This window comes from Nonomuraea jabiensis (assembly GCF_014204795.1).
GTDB classification, from domain to species: Bacteria; Actinomycetota; Actinomycetes; order Streptosporangiales; family Streptosporangiaceae; genus Nonomuraea; species Nonomuraea jabiensis.
Genome location: NZ_JACHMB010000001.1, coordinates 1022995 through 1040261, shown reverse-complemented (window position 1 = coordinate 1040261; position 17267 = coordinate 1022995). Strand labels below are relative to the sequence as shown.

The 17267-nt window shown below is 73.2% G+C and carries 6 protein-coding genes (1 of these 6 running past the window's edge); all 6 read left to right on the top strand.

Annotated features, from left to right (window positions below; translation table 11 throughout):
- Positions 1-27: 27 nt before the first annotated feature.
- The gene (locus HD596_RS04385) at positions 28-1617 is read left to right on the top strand and encodes a (2,3-dihydroxybenzoyl)adenylate synthase (protein WP_185068001.1); all 1590 of its coding nucleotides are present in this window, start codon (positions 28-30) and stop codon (positions 1615-1617) included.
- A gap of 25 nt (positions 1618-1642) precedes the next feature.
- Positions 1643-3064, top strand: a complete 1422-nt coding sequence (locus tag HD596_RS04380; protein WP_185068000.1) for an isochorismate synthase — start codon at positions 1643-1645, stop codon at positions 3062-3064.
- A gap of 39 nt (positions 3065-3103) precedes the next feature.
- Positions 3104-4003, top strand: a complete 900-nt coding sequence (locus HD596_RS04375) for an ABC transporter ATP-binding protein (RefSeq protein ID WP_185067999.1) — start codon at positions 3104-3106, stop codon at positions 4001-4003.
- Positions 4000-4788, top strand: coding sequence for an ABC transporter permease (locus HD596_RS04370; RefSeq protein ID WP_185067998.1), 789 nt, complete (start codon positions 4000-4002; stop codon positions 4786-4788). Before HD596_RS04375 ends, HD596_RS04370 begins: the two co-directional genes overlap by 4 nt.
- Before the next feature lie 181 nt (positions 4789-4969).
- The gene (locus HD596_RS04365) at positions 4970-5872 is read left to right on the top strand and encodes an FG-GAP repeat domain-containing protein (protein WP_185067997.1); all 903 of its coding nucleotides are present in this window, start codon (positions 4970-4972) and stop codon (positions 5870-5872) included.
- Positions 5873-5929: 57 nt separating this feature from the next.
- On the top strand, positions 5930-17267 hold the 5' portion of the coding sequence (locus HD596_RS04360) for a type I polyketide synthase (RefSeq protein ID WP_185067996.1). Its footprint extends 16088 nt past the window's final position; only the first 11338 of its 27426 coding nucleotides appear in the window; the start codon lies at positions 5930-5932; its stop codon lies off the right edge, out of view.

Here is a 17267-nt window from a genome sequence, read left to right as displayed (position 1 = left end):
CGGCCCACCTGAGGAAAGGACGCACCCGTGCTGGATGGATGCACCCCCTGGCCGGAGGAGTTCGCCGAGCGCTACCGCTCGGCCGGTCACTGGCGCGACGAGACGTTGGGCGAGCTCCTAGCCGCGCGGGCGCGCTCCCACCCGGACAAGCTCGCTCTCGTGGCGGGCGCCCACCGGTGGAGCTACGCCGAGCTGGACAGCCGGGCCGACCGCATGGCGGCGCGGCTGCGCGAGATCGGCATCGGCTCGGGCGACCGGGTCGTCGTGCAGCTCCCCAACGTCCCGGAGCTCGTCGCGCTGCTGTTCGCCCTGTTCAGGATCGGTGCGCTGCCGGTCATGGCGCTGCCGGCCCATCGCGGCAGCGAGATCGCGTACTTCTGCGAGTTCACGGAGGCGGCCGCGTACGTCATCCCGGACGTGCACGCCGGCTTCGACTACCGCGACCTGGCCGCCGACGTGGCCGCGCGGGTGCCCACGCTCAAGCACGTGCTCGTGGCGGGCGACCCGGGCGGCTTCACCCGGTTGGACTACGCGGACGCCGGGGCGGCCGGCCTGCCCCGGCCCGACCCCGGCGGCGTGGCGCTCTTCCTGCTGTCGGGCGGTACGACCGGCGTGCCCAAGCTCGTGCCCCGCGCGCACCAGGAATGGTCCTACAGCGGGCGCGCGGTCGCCGAGGCGTGCGACTACGGCGAGGAGACCGTCCACCTGGTGAGCCTGCCGCTGTGCCACAACTGGCCGCTGACCCACGGGCTGCTGGCCACCTTCCACGCCGCCGGCACGCTCGTGCTGGCGCCCGGCCCCAGCCCGGACGAGACCTTCCCGCTCATCGAGCGGGAGGGGGTGACCGAGACCGGCCTGATCCCCGGCGCGGCCCTGCTGTGGATGGAGGCCGCCGAGTGGGACGAGTACGACCTGTCCAGCCTGCGCCGCGTCACGATCGGCGGGTCGAAGCTCCAGAACGAGCTGGCCCGCCGGGTCCAACCCGCGCTCGGCTGCCGGCTCCAGCAGGCGTTCGGGATGGCCGAGGGTTTGTGCGGGTTCCACCGATGGGACGACCCGGAGGACGTGGTCCTGGTCAGCCAGGGGCTGCCCGTCTCCCCGGACGACGAGGTGCGGGTCGTCGACGAGGACGACCGCGACGTGACGCCGGGCGAGGTGGGGCAGCTCCTGGCGCGCGGCCCGTACACGGTGCGCGGCTACTACCGGGCGCCCGAGCACAACGCCAGGACGTTCACCGCAGACGGCTACTACCGGACCGGCGACCTCGTACGGCTGCTGCCGACCGGGCACGTCGTCTTCGAGGGCAGGGTCAAGGACCAGATCAACCGGGGCGCCGAGAAGATCGCGGCCGAGGAGGTGGAGAACCACCTGCTCGCGCACCCGGCCGTCCGGGAGGTCGCCCTGGTGGGCCTGCCCGACGAGGTGCTCGGCGAGCGGGCGTGCGCGTGCGTCGTGCCCCGCGGCACGCCGCCGGCTCTCGGCGACCTGACCGCGTTCCTGCGAGAACGCGGGGTAGCGGCCTTCAAGTTCCCCGACCGCCTGGAGATCGTCCAGGAGCTCCCGGTCACCCCGCTCGGCAAGGTCAGCAAGAAGGCGCTCGCCGGGATGTTCAGCTAACCCACGCTCGCAGAGGACGTACCCGATGCACGTCGCAGACATCGACTTGCCCGGCTTCCTGGAAGTGCACGCCAAGGCCACCATCGAGGCGCGCAACAACGCCTGCCCGGCGCTGGCGACCTGGCGCCAGGAGATCCCGCCCGTGGACCCGGCCGGGCTGCTGAGACCGCTGTTCGAGCGGTCCACGCGGACCTTCGTCTGGATGTCGCCGCACTCCACCGTCATGGCGATGGGCAGCGCGACCGACTTCACGCACACCGGCCACGACCGCTTCGCCGGCATCCGGCGAGGCTGGGAGCGGGCGGCCGGGACCGCGGTCTCCGGCGGGCCGGGCCCGCGCGCCATGCCGTCGCTGGTCGGCGGGTTCGCCTTCGCGCCGCGCCCCGGGCCGCTGCCCGAGGCGCTGATGTGGGTGCCCAGGGTGCTGATCTCGCAGGATCCGGACGGCACGACCTCGCTCGCGCTCAGCGTCAGCGTCGACCCCCGGCCCACCACGACGGACGGGCCCGCGCGCACGGTCGCGGACGCCTTCGCCCTGATCTCGTCCGCCGGGATCCGTCCCTGCCCCAGCCCCCTGCTCCAGGGCACGACCACCGTCGAGGTGCCCTCCGCGTCGGAGTGGAAGGCGCTGGTCGCGCACACCACCGAGCAGATCGCCCGCGGCAGGTTCGACAAGGCCGTGCTGGCCCGCCAGCTGCGGATCACCTCCCCGTGGGGGTACGACCTGGCCTCCGTGCTGGGCTCCCTGCGCGACACGCAGCCGGGGAGCACCGTCTTCGCCGTGGCCGCGTACGGGCACGCCTTCGTCGGCGCCACCCCGGAGCGGCTGGTCGGCCTGCGCGGCGGCCGGGCCGAGTCGATGAGCCTGGCGGCGTCCATGCCGCGCGGCGCGACGCCCGCCGAGGACGCGTGCCTGCGCGCCGCGCTGCTGCAGGACGACAAGAGCCGGCGCGAGCAGCGGATCGTCACCGCGACGCTGCGGCACGCGTTCGACCAGGTGTGCCGGACGGTCACGGTGCCGGACGAGCCGCACGTGCTCGACCTGCCGAACCTGCGGCACCTGCACACCCGCATCGTCGGCGAGCTCGCCGACCCGGAGACCGCCAGCGTCCTCGACCTGGTGGAGCGGCTGCACCCGTCACCCGCCGTCGGCGGCCATCCGCGCCAGGCCGCGCTCGAGTGGGTGCGCGACGCCGAGCCCTTCGACCGCGGCTGGTACGCGGGCCCCGTCGGGTGGATGAACGACGAGCAGGAGGGCGAGTTCGCGGTGGCGATCCGCTCGGCGCACGTGCAGGACGAGACCGCGACCCTGTACGCCGGATGCGGCATCGTGGCGGGCTCCGACCCGGAGGCCGAGCTGGAGGAGACCCGGCTCAAGTTCCGGCCCATGCTTAATGCGCTGGCGATTCCATTGTCGGAAAGGGCACCATATAGGCAGTCCCGATGAGAAGATCTTGGAAACGACCGGTCTCTGGAGGGGCTGGAAATGATCGAAATAACCGGCTTGACAAAACGCTACGGCAATAAAACCGCGGTCGACGGATTGACGTTCAGCGTCCACCCCGGGCGGGTCACCGGATTTCTCGGCCCCAACGGAGCGGGCAAATCCACCACGATGAGGGCCATTCTCGGCCTCGACCGCCTCGACGCGGGCAGCGTGACGGTCAACGGGCGGGCCTACGCGGGCCTGCCCCGGCCGATGCGCGAGGTGGGCGCCCTGCTGGACGCCCGCGCCGTGCACCCCAGGCGCACCGCCCGCAACCACCTGCTCTGCATCGCCCAGACCAACGCCATCCCCGCCCGGCGGGTGGACGAGGTGCTGCGCCTGGTCGGGCTGGAGTCGGTGGCCGGCAAGCGCGCCGGCGGCTTCTCGCTGGGCATGGGGCAGCGGCTCGGCATCGCGGTGGCGCTGCTCGGCGACCCGAAGGTGCTGCTGTTCGACGAGCCCGTCAACGGCCTCGACCCCGAGGGCATCAAGTGGATCCGCGAGCTGATGCGGGGGCTGGCCGCGGAAGGCCGCACCGTGCTGGTCTCCAGCCACCTGATGAGCGAGATGGCGCAGACCGCCGACCATCTCGTCGTCATCGGCAGGGGGAAGCTGATCGCCGACATCGGGATCACCGAGTTCGTCCGGCAGGGCTCCAACGTGCTGGTGCGGGCCGAGGAGCACGAGCTGCTCGTCCCGCTCCTGACCGAGGCCGGCGCCACCGTCCACCCGGGCGCCGACGGCGCCCTCATCGTCACCGGGCTGGAGCCCAGGGAGATCGGCAGGGCGGCGCTGGCCGCCGGGGTGGTGCTGACGGAGCTGACGCCGCAGCGCTCCCTGGAGCAGGCCTACATGGATCTGACCCGTGACAGCATCGAGTTCCAGGCGAGTGTGGCATGAGCGTGGCCATCGCGGACACGATCCGCTCCGAGTGGACCAAGTTCCGCACGATACCGTCCAACATCCCCACGATCCTCACCGCCGTGGCGCTCATGGTCGGCCTGGGCGCGGCCACCGCCAACGGCGCGGCCGAGGGCTACCTGGCGGCCTCCGAGACCGGCAGGGCGGTGTTCGACCCCACCTACATCAGCATGTACGGCGGGTTCCTGTTCGCCCAGATCACCGTGGGCGCGCTGGGCGTGCTGGTGGTGACCCACGAGTACGCCACCGGCCTGATCCGCACCAGCGTGACCGTGGTCCCGCGGCGCGGCCGGCTGCTGGCCGCCAAGGTGGCCACGTTCGGGCTGATCGCCCTGCTGATGGGCCTGGTGGCGGGCTTCGGCGCGTACTTGCTCGGGCAGCGGGTGATCGGGGCGGCCGGCGCGCCCACCGCCTCGCTCGGCCAGCCGGGCGTGCTGCGCGCCGTCGTCGGCATGGGCCTGATCTGGGCGCTGGTCGGCTTGGTCGGCGTGGCGGTCGGCAGCCTGCTGCGGGCCACGATGAGCGCCACGACCGTGGTGGTGGCGATCAACTTCATCATCCCCGTCATCACGCCCAGGCTGCTGCCCGACGCGGTCGGCGACTGGGTGCAGACGTACTGGCCGATCTCGGCCGGCCTCCAGATCACCACGACCGTGCAGCTGCCCGACCGGATGCTGCCATGGGCCGGGTTCGGCGTGATGGCCGCCTTCACCGCGGCCCTGCTCCTCGCCGCGTTCGCGATGTTCCGCTCGCGCGACACCTGAGACGTCCCCTCCGCACCCGGCGCGCGCCGTCACGCGCGCCGGGAATTCGGCGTGCCGTCCGCCCCCGAAGTGGGGCGTGAGCGGCCTCTTTAATGGGCGCTAGGGGTTACCCGCCTTATCCCGGCTCGCGAATACTGAGGACGCTTGACCGGGAAATCCTGGCGGGGAGGAGCGTTCAACAATGGCGTCGAGTTTCGCGAACGGCCAGTGCCGTTCCTTCCGCGGCGACGGGCGGCCGGACCTGTTGGTGCGCAATACGGAAACCGGTGAATTGTTCGTCCATCCGCACAGCGGCGAGTTCAACGGGACCGGGACCTACGGCGATCCGGTGAAGATCGGTGACGGCTTCGGCTGGTGGCGGTTCTTCTTCATCCGCGCCGTCGACGCGACCGGCGACGGCCGCGCCGACATCTGCGCGTTCAGCGCGAGCGAGTACGGCATCAACCCCGGCGAGAACGGCGAGCACGGCTTCTTCCTGCTGCGCAACCTGGGCGGCCCCGGCGAGATCGGCCCGTTCGCCGAGCCGATCCGGGTGTCCGGCAAGCGCGACGACGGCCGGGAATGGGAGACCATCGGGTTCGCCGACGTGACCGGCACCGGCACCGACGACACGTTCGGCAAAGGCAAGGACGCCGGCAACGTGGACGTCTTCCCCCACCGCGACCAGGGAGTCGTGCGGAACGACACCTACGACAAGGACCCGGTGCGGCTCACCGAGGTCGGCGTCGACGACCTGCCCATCGCCATGGCCGACTTCACCGGCAACGGCAACCTGGACCTGCTGGTCCGCCGCGCGAACGGCGACCTCGACCTGTACGAGTTCGCGGCCCCGCCCGGCACCCCGGCCGCCGCGACCTCCGAGGGCACCTGGTACACCGTCGCCCACGGCTGGCAGGACATGCGCCTGATGACGCTCACCGACATCGACCTGGACGGCCGGCCCGACCTGCTGGGCCTGCGCCCCGACGGGACGCTCGAGGCGTACCTGCACTCCGGGAAGTTCAGGCCCGAGGACCCGCTCGACCTCTTCCGCGAGCCGGTCACCGTCGGCACCGGATTCGGCAAGTACGACGTCATCAGCTGATGGCCCAAGAGCGTTTCCCTGCCCTCTGCTCGCTCCGTCGGAATCTGGATTGGTTCAATGTCCTACGAACGCTCCTCTCGTAGTTTTTCCGACGACGCGGTGGCGATCGTCGGCATATCCTGCCGCCTCCCTCAGGCCCCGGACCCGGACTCCTTCTGGCGGCTGCTGCGCGACGGGAGCGACGCCGTCACCGGCGTTCCCCCCGGCCGGTGGAACTCCCCGGAGACGGAGTCGCTGCGCGGCGGCTTCATCACCGGCATAGCCGAGTTCGACGCCGAGTTCTTCGGGATCTCCCCGAACGAGGCCGCGATGATGGACCCCCAGCAGCGGCTGCTCATGGAGCTGAGCTGGGAGGCGCTCGAAGACGCCGGCATCGTCCCGGACAGCCTGCGGGGCACCGGCACGAGCGTCTACATCGGCGCCATGGCCGGCGACTACGCCCAGCTGCTGCAGGGCACCGGCCGCGCGGCGCTGACCCGCCACAGCCTCACGGGCATCAGCCGGGCCCTGCTCGCCAACCGGATCTCGTACACGCTCGGGCTGAACGGCCCCAGCATGACCGTGGACTCCGCCCAGTCGGCCTCCCTCACCGCCGTGCACCTGGCCTGCGAGAGCCTGCGCAGCGGCGAGTCGGGCCTGGCCATCGTCGGCGGCGTGAACCTCAACCTGACGCCCGACAGCACGCTCGCCGCGCTCAGGTTCGGCGCCCTGTCGCCGGACGGCAGGTGCTTCACCTTCGACGCCCGCGCCAACGGCTACGTCCGCGGCGAGGGCGGCGGCATCGTCGTGCTGAAACCGCTGGCCCGCGCGCTCGCCGACGGCGACCGCGTCCACTGCGTGATCGCCGGCAGCGCCGTCAACAACGACGGCGGCGGCGACGGGCTCACCGTCCCCGACCAGGACGCCCAGGAAGAGGTCATCCGGCTGGCCTGCGAGCGGGCCGGCGTGCCGGCGGCCGACGTCCAGTACGTCGAGCTGCACGGCACCGGGACCCGGGTCGGCGACCCCATCGAGGCACGCGCCCTGGGCGCCGCCATCGGCACCGCCAAGGACTCCAGCACGCCGCTGCTCGTCGGCTCGGCCAAGACCAACGTCGGCCACCTGGAAGGCGCCGCGGGAATCGTCGGCCTGCTCAAGACCGTGCTGGCCATCAGGCACCGCGAGCTGCCGGCGTCACTCAACTTCGAGACGCCCAGCCCGCTGATCCCGTTCGACGAGCTGAACCTGCGCGTCAACACCGCGCTGTCCGCCTGGCCGCGCGCCGGCGAACCGCTGGTCGCCGGGGTCAGCTCGTTCGGCATGGGGGGCGCCAACTGCCACGTGGTGCTCGCCGAGCACCCGCGGGAGACGCCGCGACCGGCGCCCGGCCCCGCCGGGCCGGTGATCCTGCCGCTGGCCGGGCAGAGCGAGGCCGCGCTCCGCGCCCAGGCCGGCCGGCTCCGCGACCACCTGCTCGCCGAACGAGCAACCGCCGCCGTGTCCGCCGCCGCCGACGCCGAGCCCAACGCCGAGCCCGCCACCGAGCCCGTCACCGAGGCCGTGGCCGACGCCGTGGACATGGCTTACTCGCTGGCGACGACACGCACGGCCTTCGACCGCCGCGCCGCGATCGTCGTGGACGAGCCGTCCCGGCTGGCCGGCGCGCTCGACCGGCTCGCCAGGGGAGAGGCCGCCGCCGAGATCGTGACCGGGCGGCCGAGCGACGGCGCCGTCGCCTTCCTCTACTCGGGCCAGGGCAGCCAGCGCCCGGGCATGGGCCGCGAGCTCTACGACGCGTACCCCGCCTTCGCGCGGGCCCTCGACGAGATCGCCGCCTGCTTCGCCGGCGAGCTCGACCGGCCGCTGCTGGAGGTGATGTTCGACGACCCCGACGGGACGTTGAACGAGACCGGGATGACCCAGCCCGCGCTCTTCGCCTTCGAGGTCGCGCTCACCCGCCTGTACGAGCACTGGGGCATCCGCCCCGACCGCCTCATCGGCCACTCCATCGGCGAGATCGCGGCCGCGCACGTCGCCGGGGTGCTGTCGCTGGCCGACGCCTGCACGCTCGTCGCGGCGCGCGGCAGGCTGATGCAGGCCCTGCCCGCCGGCGGCGCGATGATCGCCGTCCAGGCCACCGAGGCGGAGCTCCGCCCCCACCTGGACGACTCGGTCAGCATCGCCGCGATCAACGGCCCCGACTCCGTCGTGGTCTCCGGCGCGCAGGACCGGGTCACGCAGATCGCCGAGGAGTTCCGCGCCCGCGGCCGCAAGACCAGCAGGCTGCGCGTGAGCCACGCCTTCCACTCGCCGCTGATGGACCCGATGCTGGCGGAGTTCCGGCAGGTGGCCGAGTCGCTCACCTACCGCGCGCCGGCCATCCCGATCGTCTCGAACCTCACCGGGGCCGTCGCGTCCGGCGAGGACCTGTGCTCGCCCGGCCACTGGGTATGGCACGTCCGGGAGGCCGTCCGCTTCAGCGACGGCATCCGCGCGCTGGCCGACACGGGCGTGACCACGTTCGTCGAGGTCGGCCCCAGCTCGGTGCTGGCCGCCATGGGGCAGCACTGCCTGCCCGCCGACCCCGGCATCCGGTTCGTCGCCACGCTGCGGGACAACCGGGCCGAATGCCACAGCGCCGCCCTGGCGCTGGCCGAGCTGCAGGTACGCGGCACCGCGCCGGCCTGGGACGCCCTGTACCCCGGCGCCCGGCGCGTCCCGCTGCCCACCTACGCCTTCCAGCGCACGTACCACTGGCTTCCCGAGCCGGACGGCGCGGCGCCGCCCCCGCCCGCGCCCCCGGAGCCGGCGGCCACCGGCGACGGGACGCAGCCACTCGCCGACCGGCTGCACGGCCTGCCCGGGCCGGAGCAGGAGCAGCTGCTCCTGGAGCTCGTACGGACCTGCATCGCGCTCGTCCTCGGCCACGCCAACGCCGCGACCGTGGACACCGCCACCGCCTTCAAGGCGCTCGGCTTCGACTCCTTCAGCGCCGTCGAGCTCAGGAACCGGCTCAACGCCGCCACCGGCCTCCAGCTGCCCAGCTCGCTGCTGTTCGACTACCCCTCGCCGCAGGCGCTGGCCGCGTTCCTGCGCGCGGAGCTGACGGGCGGGCAGGCCGCGCAGGCCGTGGTGGCCGCCGCCTCGGTGGCGGACGAGCCGATCGCGATCGTGGGCATGGCCTGCCGCTTCCCCGGCGGGGTGCGCTCCCCGGACGACCTGTGGGACCTGGTGATCTCCGGCAGGGACGCCATCGGGGAGTTCCCCGTCGATCGCGGCTGGGATCTGGCCGCCCTGTACGACCCGGACCCCGACAGCCGTGGGACGTCCTACTCGCGGCACGGCGGGTTCCTGTATGACGCGGCGGAGTTCGACCCCGGCTTCTTCGGGATCTCGCCGCGTGAGGCGTTGGCGATGGATCCGCAGCAGCGGTTGCTGCTGGAGGCGTCGTGGGAGGCGATCGAGCGGGCGGGGATCGATCCGGCCGGGCTGCGCGGCAGCCGTACCGGCGTCTTCGCGGGCGCGATGGCCCAGGACTACGGCCCGCGCCTGCACGAGGCCACCGGGGCCGCGGAAGGCTACGTGCTGACCGGCACCTCCGCCAGCGTGATCTCCGGCCGGGTCGCGTTCTCGTTCGGGTTCGAGGGCCCGGCGGTGACCGTGGACACCGCGTGCTCGTCGTCGCTGGTGGCGCTGCACCTGGCCGCGCAGTCGCTGCGGTCGGGGGAGTGCGATCTGGCGCTGGCCGGTGGCGCGACCGTGATGGCGTCCCCGGGCATGTTCGTGGAGTTCTCGCGGCAGCGCGGCCTGTCGCCGGACGGTCGGTGCAAGGCGTTCTCGGCCTCGGCCGACGGCACGGGCTGGGCCGAGGGCGTCGGCATGCTCCTGGTGGAGCGGCTGTCGGACGCCCGCCGCAACGGCCACCGGGTGCTGGCGGTCGTCAAGGGGTCGGCGATCAACCAGGACGGCGCCAGCAACGGCCTGACCGCCCCGAACGGCCCCTCCCAGCAGCGCGTGATCCGCCAGGCCCTGGCCAACGCCGGGCTCGCGGCCGGGGACGTGGACGTGGTCGAGGCCCACGGCACCGGTACGACGCTGGGCGACCCGATCGAGGCCCAGGCGTTGATCGCCACCTACGGCCAGGAGCGGGACCAGCCACTGTGGCTCGGCTCGCTGAAGTCGAACATCGGCCACTCCCAGGCCGCCGCCGGCGTGGGTGGCGTGATCAAGATGGTCATGGCCATGCGGCACGAGACGCTGCCGCGAACCCTCCACGTGGACGAGCCCTCCCCGCACGTGGACTGGTCTGCCGGCGCCGTCGAACTGCTCACCGAGGCCCAGCCGTGGGAGCTCCGGGACCGCCCGCGCCGCGCCGCCGTCTCCTCCTTCGGCATCAGCGGCACCAACGCCCACGTCATCATCGAGCAGGGCGACCCGGCCGCCCCCGCCCCCCGCGACGACGCGAACCTCCCCGCCGTCCCCTGGCTCATCTCGGCGAGGACCCCCGAGGCGCTGGCCGGGCAGGCCGAGCGGCTCGCGTCCTGGGCGACGCCCGACATCCCCGTCGCCGCCGCCGGCGCCGCGCTGGCCGCCGAGCGGTCCGTGCTCGAACACCGCGCGGTGATCGTCGGCCGCGAGCGCGATGACCTGCTGGCCGGCCTGCGGGCACTGGCGGGCGGCCCCGCCGCGCCCGGCGTGCTGACCGGCAGCGGCCCGGCGGGCCGGCTGGCCCTGCTGTTCACCGGGCAGGGCAGCCAGCGGCTCGGCATGGGGCGCGAGCTGGCCGCCGCCTTCCCCGTCTTCGACGAGGCGCTGGAGCAGATCTGCGCGCTGCTGGACCCCCACCTGCCGTACCCGCTGCGCGAGGTCATGTTCACCGACCCCGGCGGGCTGCTCAACGAGACCGGCCTGACCCAGCCCGCGCTGTTCGCCTTCGAGGTCGCCCTGTACCGGCTGCTCGAATCCCTCGGCGTGCGGGCGGACGTGGTGGTCGGGCACTCCGTCGGCGAGATCGCCGCCGCCCACGTGGCCGGGGTGTTCTCCCTCGCCGACGCCTGCACCCTGATCGCCGTGCGGGCCCGCCTCATGCACACGCTGCCCCCGGGCGGCGCGATGCTCGCCATCGCCGCGTCCGAGGCCGACGTCCTGCCGCTCCTCGACGGGTACGAGGACCGGGTCGCCATCGCGGCCGTCAACACCCCGACCTCGGTGGTCATCTCCGGAGCCGAGGCCGCCATCGAGGAGATCGCGCGGAACGTCACGGCACGCAAGCGCCGGCTGCGGATCTCCCAGGCCGCTCACTCGCCACTGATGGAGCCGATGCTGGCACCCTTCGAGGAGGCCATCGCGGGGCTGGCCTACCACGAGCCCGCCATCCCGGTGATCTCCAACGTCACCGGCAGGCTCGCCGAACCCGGCCTGCTCACCAGCCCCCGCTACTGGGTCGACCACGTACGGCGGCCCGTCCGTTTCGCGGACGGCATCGCCGCCGCGGACGCCGCGCTCTTCCTGGAGGTCGGGCCCGACGGCGTCCTCACCGGGCTGGCCCAGCAGATGCTCTCGGACGGCGTCTTCGTCCCCGCCGTGCGCAAGGACCGCGACGAGATAGACACCTTCGTCCAGGCCCTCGGACAGCTCCACGCCTGCGGCGTCACCGTCGACTGGGACGCCTACTTCGGGCCCGCCCCCGCACTCCACGTCGACCTGCCCACCTACGCCTTCCAGCGCCGGCGGTTCTGGCTGGAGGCACGCGGTCCCGTGGACGTGCCCGCCGAGCACGCCGGGCTGTTCGAGGTGGACTGGATGCCCGTACCCGCCACGGGCGGCGCCACCATGGCGCCCGGCGACGTGCTCCTGCCCTGGCACGACGACGAAGGGGACGGGACGGACCGGGCGCGCGCGGCCGTGCTCCGCGTGCTCTCCGCCGTCCAGGACTGGCTCGACGGCGACCGGCCCGCGTCGGCCCGGCTGGTGATCGTCACCAGGGGAGCGACCGACGAGGTGCCCGACCTGGCCGGCGCCGCCGTGTGGGGCCTGGTCCGGTCGGCGCAGACGGAGTACCCCGACCGGTTCGTGCTGCTCGACGACGACGGCAGTGCCGAGGACGCCGTCGCCGCGGCCCTCGCCTACGACGAGCCCCAGCTCGCGATCAGGTCCGGCAGGATCCACGTCCCGAGGCTGGCGCGGCGCGGCCGGGCGGCGGCGGACCGGCCCTGGAACCCCGGCGGGACCGTGCTGGTCACCGGCGGCACGGGCGCGCTGGGACGCACGGTCACCCGGCACCTCGCCGCCCGGCACGGCGTGCGCAACCTCGTCCTCGTCACCCGCGACCCGCACGCGGCCGGGGCCGTCGCGCTCGCGGCCGAGCTGGCCGAGCTCGGCGCGCACGCCGAACTGGTCGCCTGCGACGTCACCGACCGCGAGGCGCTGGCCGGGCTCATCGACTCCTGCCACGACCTGACCGGCGTCGTGCACATCGCCGGCGTGCTCGACGACGGCGTGGTCCCGGCGCTGACCCCCGCGCGGCTCGACACCGTGTGGCGGACCAAGGCCGAGACCGCCTGGCTCCTGCACGAGCTGACCCGCGAGCGCGAACTGTCGGCGTTCGTGCTGTTCTCGTCGTGCGCGGCCACGCTCGGCAGCGCCGGCCAGGCCAACTACGCCGCCGCCAACGCCTTCCTCGACGCCCTCGCCCGCCACCGTCACTCGCTCGGCCTGCCCGCCACGGCCCTGGACTGGGGCCTGTGGGACAACTCCACCGAATTCGGCGGCATGGCGGGCACGCTCGCCACGGCCGACCTGGCGCGCTGGGCCCGGCTCGGCGTCGCCCCGCTGCCGCGGGACGAGGCGCTGGAGCTCTTCGACGCCGCGCTCGCGGGTGACGCCGTGACGGCGCTGCCCGCCCGGCTCAGCCTGGCCAAGGTCGCGGACCCCGTACCGGCGATGCTGCGTGGAATGCTGCGCAAGCCCGTCGAGCGCCGCGCGGCCGACAGCTCCCTCGAGGTGCCGCTGGCGCAGTCGCTGCGCGGGCTGAGCCCGGACGAGCAGGAACGCACCCTGCTCGACCTGGTACGCGGCCAGGCCGCCCTCGTGCTCGGGCACGTGACGCCGAACGTCATCAGCGCCACCGGAGCGTTCAAGGACGCCGGGTTCGACTCGCTCACCGCCGTCGAGCTCAGGAACCGGCTCAACGCCGCCACCGGGCTGCGACTGCCCAGCTCGCTGCTGTTCGACTACCCGTCGCCCAAGGCGCTGACCGAGCACCTGCGTACCGAACTGCTCGGCGGCTCCGCCACGCCCGCCACCGCGGCGCGGCCGGCCGGCCACGACGAGCCGATCGCGATCGTGGGCATGGCCTGCCGCCTCCCCGGCGGCGTGCTGTCACCGGACGACCTGTGGGAGCTGGTCGCGCAGGGCCGGGACGCGGTGGGCGAGTTCCCCACCGACCGCGGCTGGGACCTGGACCGGTTGTTCGACCCCGACCCCGGCAACCGGGGCACCTCCTACACCCGGCGGGGCGGCTTCCTGTATGACGCCGCCGGCTTCGACGCGGCCTTCTTCGGCATCTCGCCGCGCGAGGCCCTGGCCATGGACCCGCAGCAGCGGCTGCTCCTGGAGGCCTCGTGGGAGGTCTTCGAACACGCCAACATCGACCCGGCCACCCTGCACGGCAGCCAGACCGGGGTCTTCACCGGCATCGCGCCGATGGAGTACGGGCCACGGCGCGCCGAGGGCTCCGACGCGGTCGAGGGGTACCTCCTCACCGGCCAGCTGGCCAGCGTCGCTTCCGGGCGGGTGTCGTACACGTTCGGGTTCGAGGGCCCGGCGGTGACGGTGGACACAGCGTGCTCGTCGTCGCTGGTGGCGCTGCACCTGGCCGCGCAGGCCCTCCGGACGGGCGAGTGTGACCTGGCCCTGGCGGGCGGGGCGATGGTGATGGCGTCGCCCGGCACGTTCGTGGAGTTCTCCCGGCAGCGGGGGTTGTCGGCGGACGGGCGGTGCAAGGCGTTCTCGGCCTCTGCTGATGGCACGGGGTGGAGCGAGGGCGTCGGTGTGCTGCTGGTGGAGCGGCTGTCGGATGCCCGCCGTAACGGGCACCAGGTGCTGGCGGTCATCAAGGGCTCGGCGATCAACCAGGACGGGGCCAGCAACGGCCTGGCGGCGCCGAACGGGCCGTCGCAGCAGCGGGTGATCCGGCAGGCGCTGGCCAACGCCGGGCTGTCGGGCGCTGAAGTGGACGTGGTCGAGGCGCACGGGACCGGGACCACCTTGGGTGACCCGATCGAGGCGCAAGCTTTGATCGCCACCTATGGCCAGGAGAGGACTCAGCCGCTGTGGCTGGGGTCGTTGAAGTCGAACATCGGGCACACGCAGGCGGCTGCCGGTGTCGCCGGGGTCATCAAGATGGTGATGGCCATGCGGCATGGGCTCATGCCCCGGACGTTGCACGTGGACGAGCCGTCGCCGCACGTGGACTGGTCGGCCGGGGCCGTTGAGCTGCTGACCGAGGCTCGGTCGTGGGACGTTCGGGATCGTCCGCGTCGGGCTGCCGTCTCGTCGTTCGGGGTGAGCGGCACCAACGCGCACGTCATCCTTGAGCAGGGGGACCTGGCCGAACCGGCTTCCGAGGAGGTCGTGGGCTCGCCGGCGGTGCCCTGGGTGCTCTCGGCGAAGACGCGTGAGGCGTTGGTGGAGCAGGCCGGGCGGCTGGCGTCGTGGGTGTCGGCGCGGCCGTCGCTGTCGGTGTCGGATGCGGCTTGGTCGTTGGCGACGGGGCGTTCTGCGCTGGAGCAGCGTGCGGTCGTGGTGGGCGCTGATCGTGACGAACTGCTGGCCGGGCTGCGGGCGCTGACTTCGGATGAGGTGACTGGCTCTGGTGGCCGGTTGGCGTTGTTGTTCGCCGGTCAGGGGAGCCAGCGGGTCGGCATGGGGCTGCGGCTGGCCGAGGCGTTCCCGGTGTTCGCCGAGACGCTGGAGGAGATCGACCGGCTGCTGCCGGTTCGTGAGGTGATGTTCAACGACCCGGACGGGGTGTTGAACGAGACCGGGATGACTCAGCCGGCGTTGTTCGCCTTCGAGGTGGCCTTGTATCGGCTGCTGGAGTCCTTCGGGGTGCGGGCGGATGTGCTGGTCGGGCACTCGATCGGGGAAATCGCCGCGGCGCACGTGGCCGGGGTGTTCTCGCTGGCGGATGCATGCGCTCTGGTGGCGGCTCGGGCCCGGTTGATGCAGGCCCTCCCGACCGGCGGTGCGATGCTGGCGATCGCCGCACCCGAGGCGGAGGTTGTGCCGCTGCTGGGAGACCGGGTGGGGATCGCGGCGGTCAACGGCCCGGCTGCGGTGGTGATCTCTGGCGACGCTCAGAAGATCGCAGAGATCGAGGAGCGGGTCAGCTTCAGGACGCGCAGGCTGCGGGTCTCGCACGCTTTCCACTCGCCTTTGATGGAGCCGATGCTGGCTTCCTTCGAGGAGGCCATCGCTGGTCTGACCTACCACGAGCCCACTCTTGCGATCGTTTCCAACCTGACGGGCCGGTTGGCCGAGCCGGGCCAGCTGACCAACCCGGGTTACTGGGTTGAGCATGTGCGGCAGGCCGTGCGGTTCGCCGACGGGGTGATGGCTGCGGAGGCTGACTGCTTCCTGGAGGTCGGCCCCGATGGGGTGCTGACGGGGCTGGCTCAGCAGAGCATCGCCGATGGTGTGTTCGTTCCCGCCACCCGCAAGGACCGCGATGAGGTCCGCGCGCTGATCGAGGCGCTGGGCCGGTTGCACACTCACGGGATCACCGTGGACTGGACGACCGTGCTGCCACCGGCCAGGCACGTCGATCTGCCCACCTACGCCTTCCAGCACCAGCGGTACTGGCTGGAGTCGGGCAGGGCCGTCAGCGACGTGACCGCCGCCGGGCTGAGCGCCGTGGAGCATCCGATACTCAGCGCGGCCGTGCCCGCCCCCGACTCCGACACCCTCACGCTCACCGGGCGGCTGTCCCTGGCCACGCTGCCCTGGCTCGCCGACCACGCGGTCAACGGCACCGTGATCCTTCCTGGCACGGGCTTCCTCGAGATCGCGCTGCGGGCCGCGGCGGAGACCGAGGACTGCGAGGCGGTCTCCGAGCTGGCCATCCAAGCTCCTCTCGTGATCACGCACGAGCATCCCGTACAGCTCCAGGTGGTCATCGACGGGCCGGACGACGGCGGCCGGCGTGGCATCGCCGTGTACTCCCGCGCCGAAGGCGGCGACTCCTGGCAGCGGCACGCCCAGGGCACGCTCGGCCCCGCCGCCGCCGAACCCGGCTTCGACCTCGCGCAATGGCCGCCGTCCGGGGCGCAGCCCATCGACATCGACAACCTGTACGACGACCTGGCCGTCTCGGGCCTGGAGTACGGCGAAGCCTTCCAGGGCCTGCTGAGCGCCTGGCAGCGCGACGGCGCGGTCTACGCCGAGATCGTGCTGCCCGACCAGGCGCTGGCGGGCGCGGAGCGGTTCGGGTTCCACCCCGCCCTCCTCGACGCGGTGCTGCACTCCATCACGCTCGGCGACCTCCTGCCGCGTACCGAGCCGGGGCAGCCGTTCCTGCCCTTCGCCTGGTCCGGCATCTCGCCGCACGCGGTGGGCGGGACCGTGGCCCGGGTCCGTACGACGGCGAAGGGCCAGGGTGAGCTGTCGCTGAGCGTCGCGGACGGCACCGGCGCGCCTATCCTCACCGTGGACTCCCTGGTGGTCAGGCCCGTGACGGCCGAGCTGTCGGCCGGGAGCACGCCGTACGCGCTGGACTGGGTGACCGTGCCCGCCACCGCCGGGGCGGAGCCCGAGCGCGTGGTGGAGCTCGACGGCCTGTCCTCGCTGGGTGAGGTGGAGGCGGTCCCGGACCTGGTGCTTGCCCGGGTCCCCGCCGGTGAGGGACGTGCCAGGACGTACGAGGTGCTGGCGCTCGTCCAGCAGTGGCTCGCGGACGAGCGGTTCGCGCAGGCCCGGCTGGCGCTGGTGACCGGTGGGGCGGTCAGCGCCGTCGAGGGCGAGGTGCCGGATCTGTCCACCGCGCCCGTCTGGGGCCTGATGCGGTCCGCCCAGTCCGAGCACGCCGGCCGGTTCGTCATCGTCGACACCGACGACCATCCCGACTCCGCGGCCGCGCTGCTGCGCGCCTGCGCGTCCGGCGAGCCGCAGGTCGCCCTGCGGCAGGGCGAGCTCCGCGTGCCGCGCATCGTGCCCGTCACCCAGCCCGCCCCCGCGACCGCCCCCGGGGCGGTGGACGGGACCGTGCTGCTGACCGGTGGCACGGGCGAGCTGGGGGCCCTGGCCGCGCGGCGGCTCGTCACCGTGCACGGCGTACGGCACCTGCTGCTGGCCGGCCGTCGCGGTGCCGCGGCGCCCGGCGCGCAGGCGCTGCTGGACGAGCTGACCGCCCTGGGCG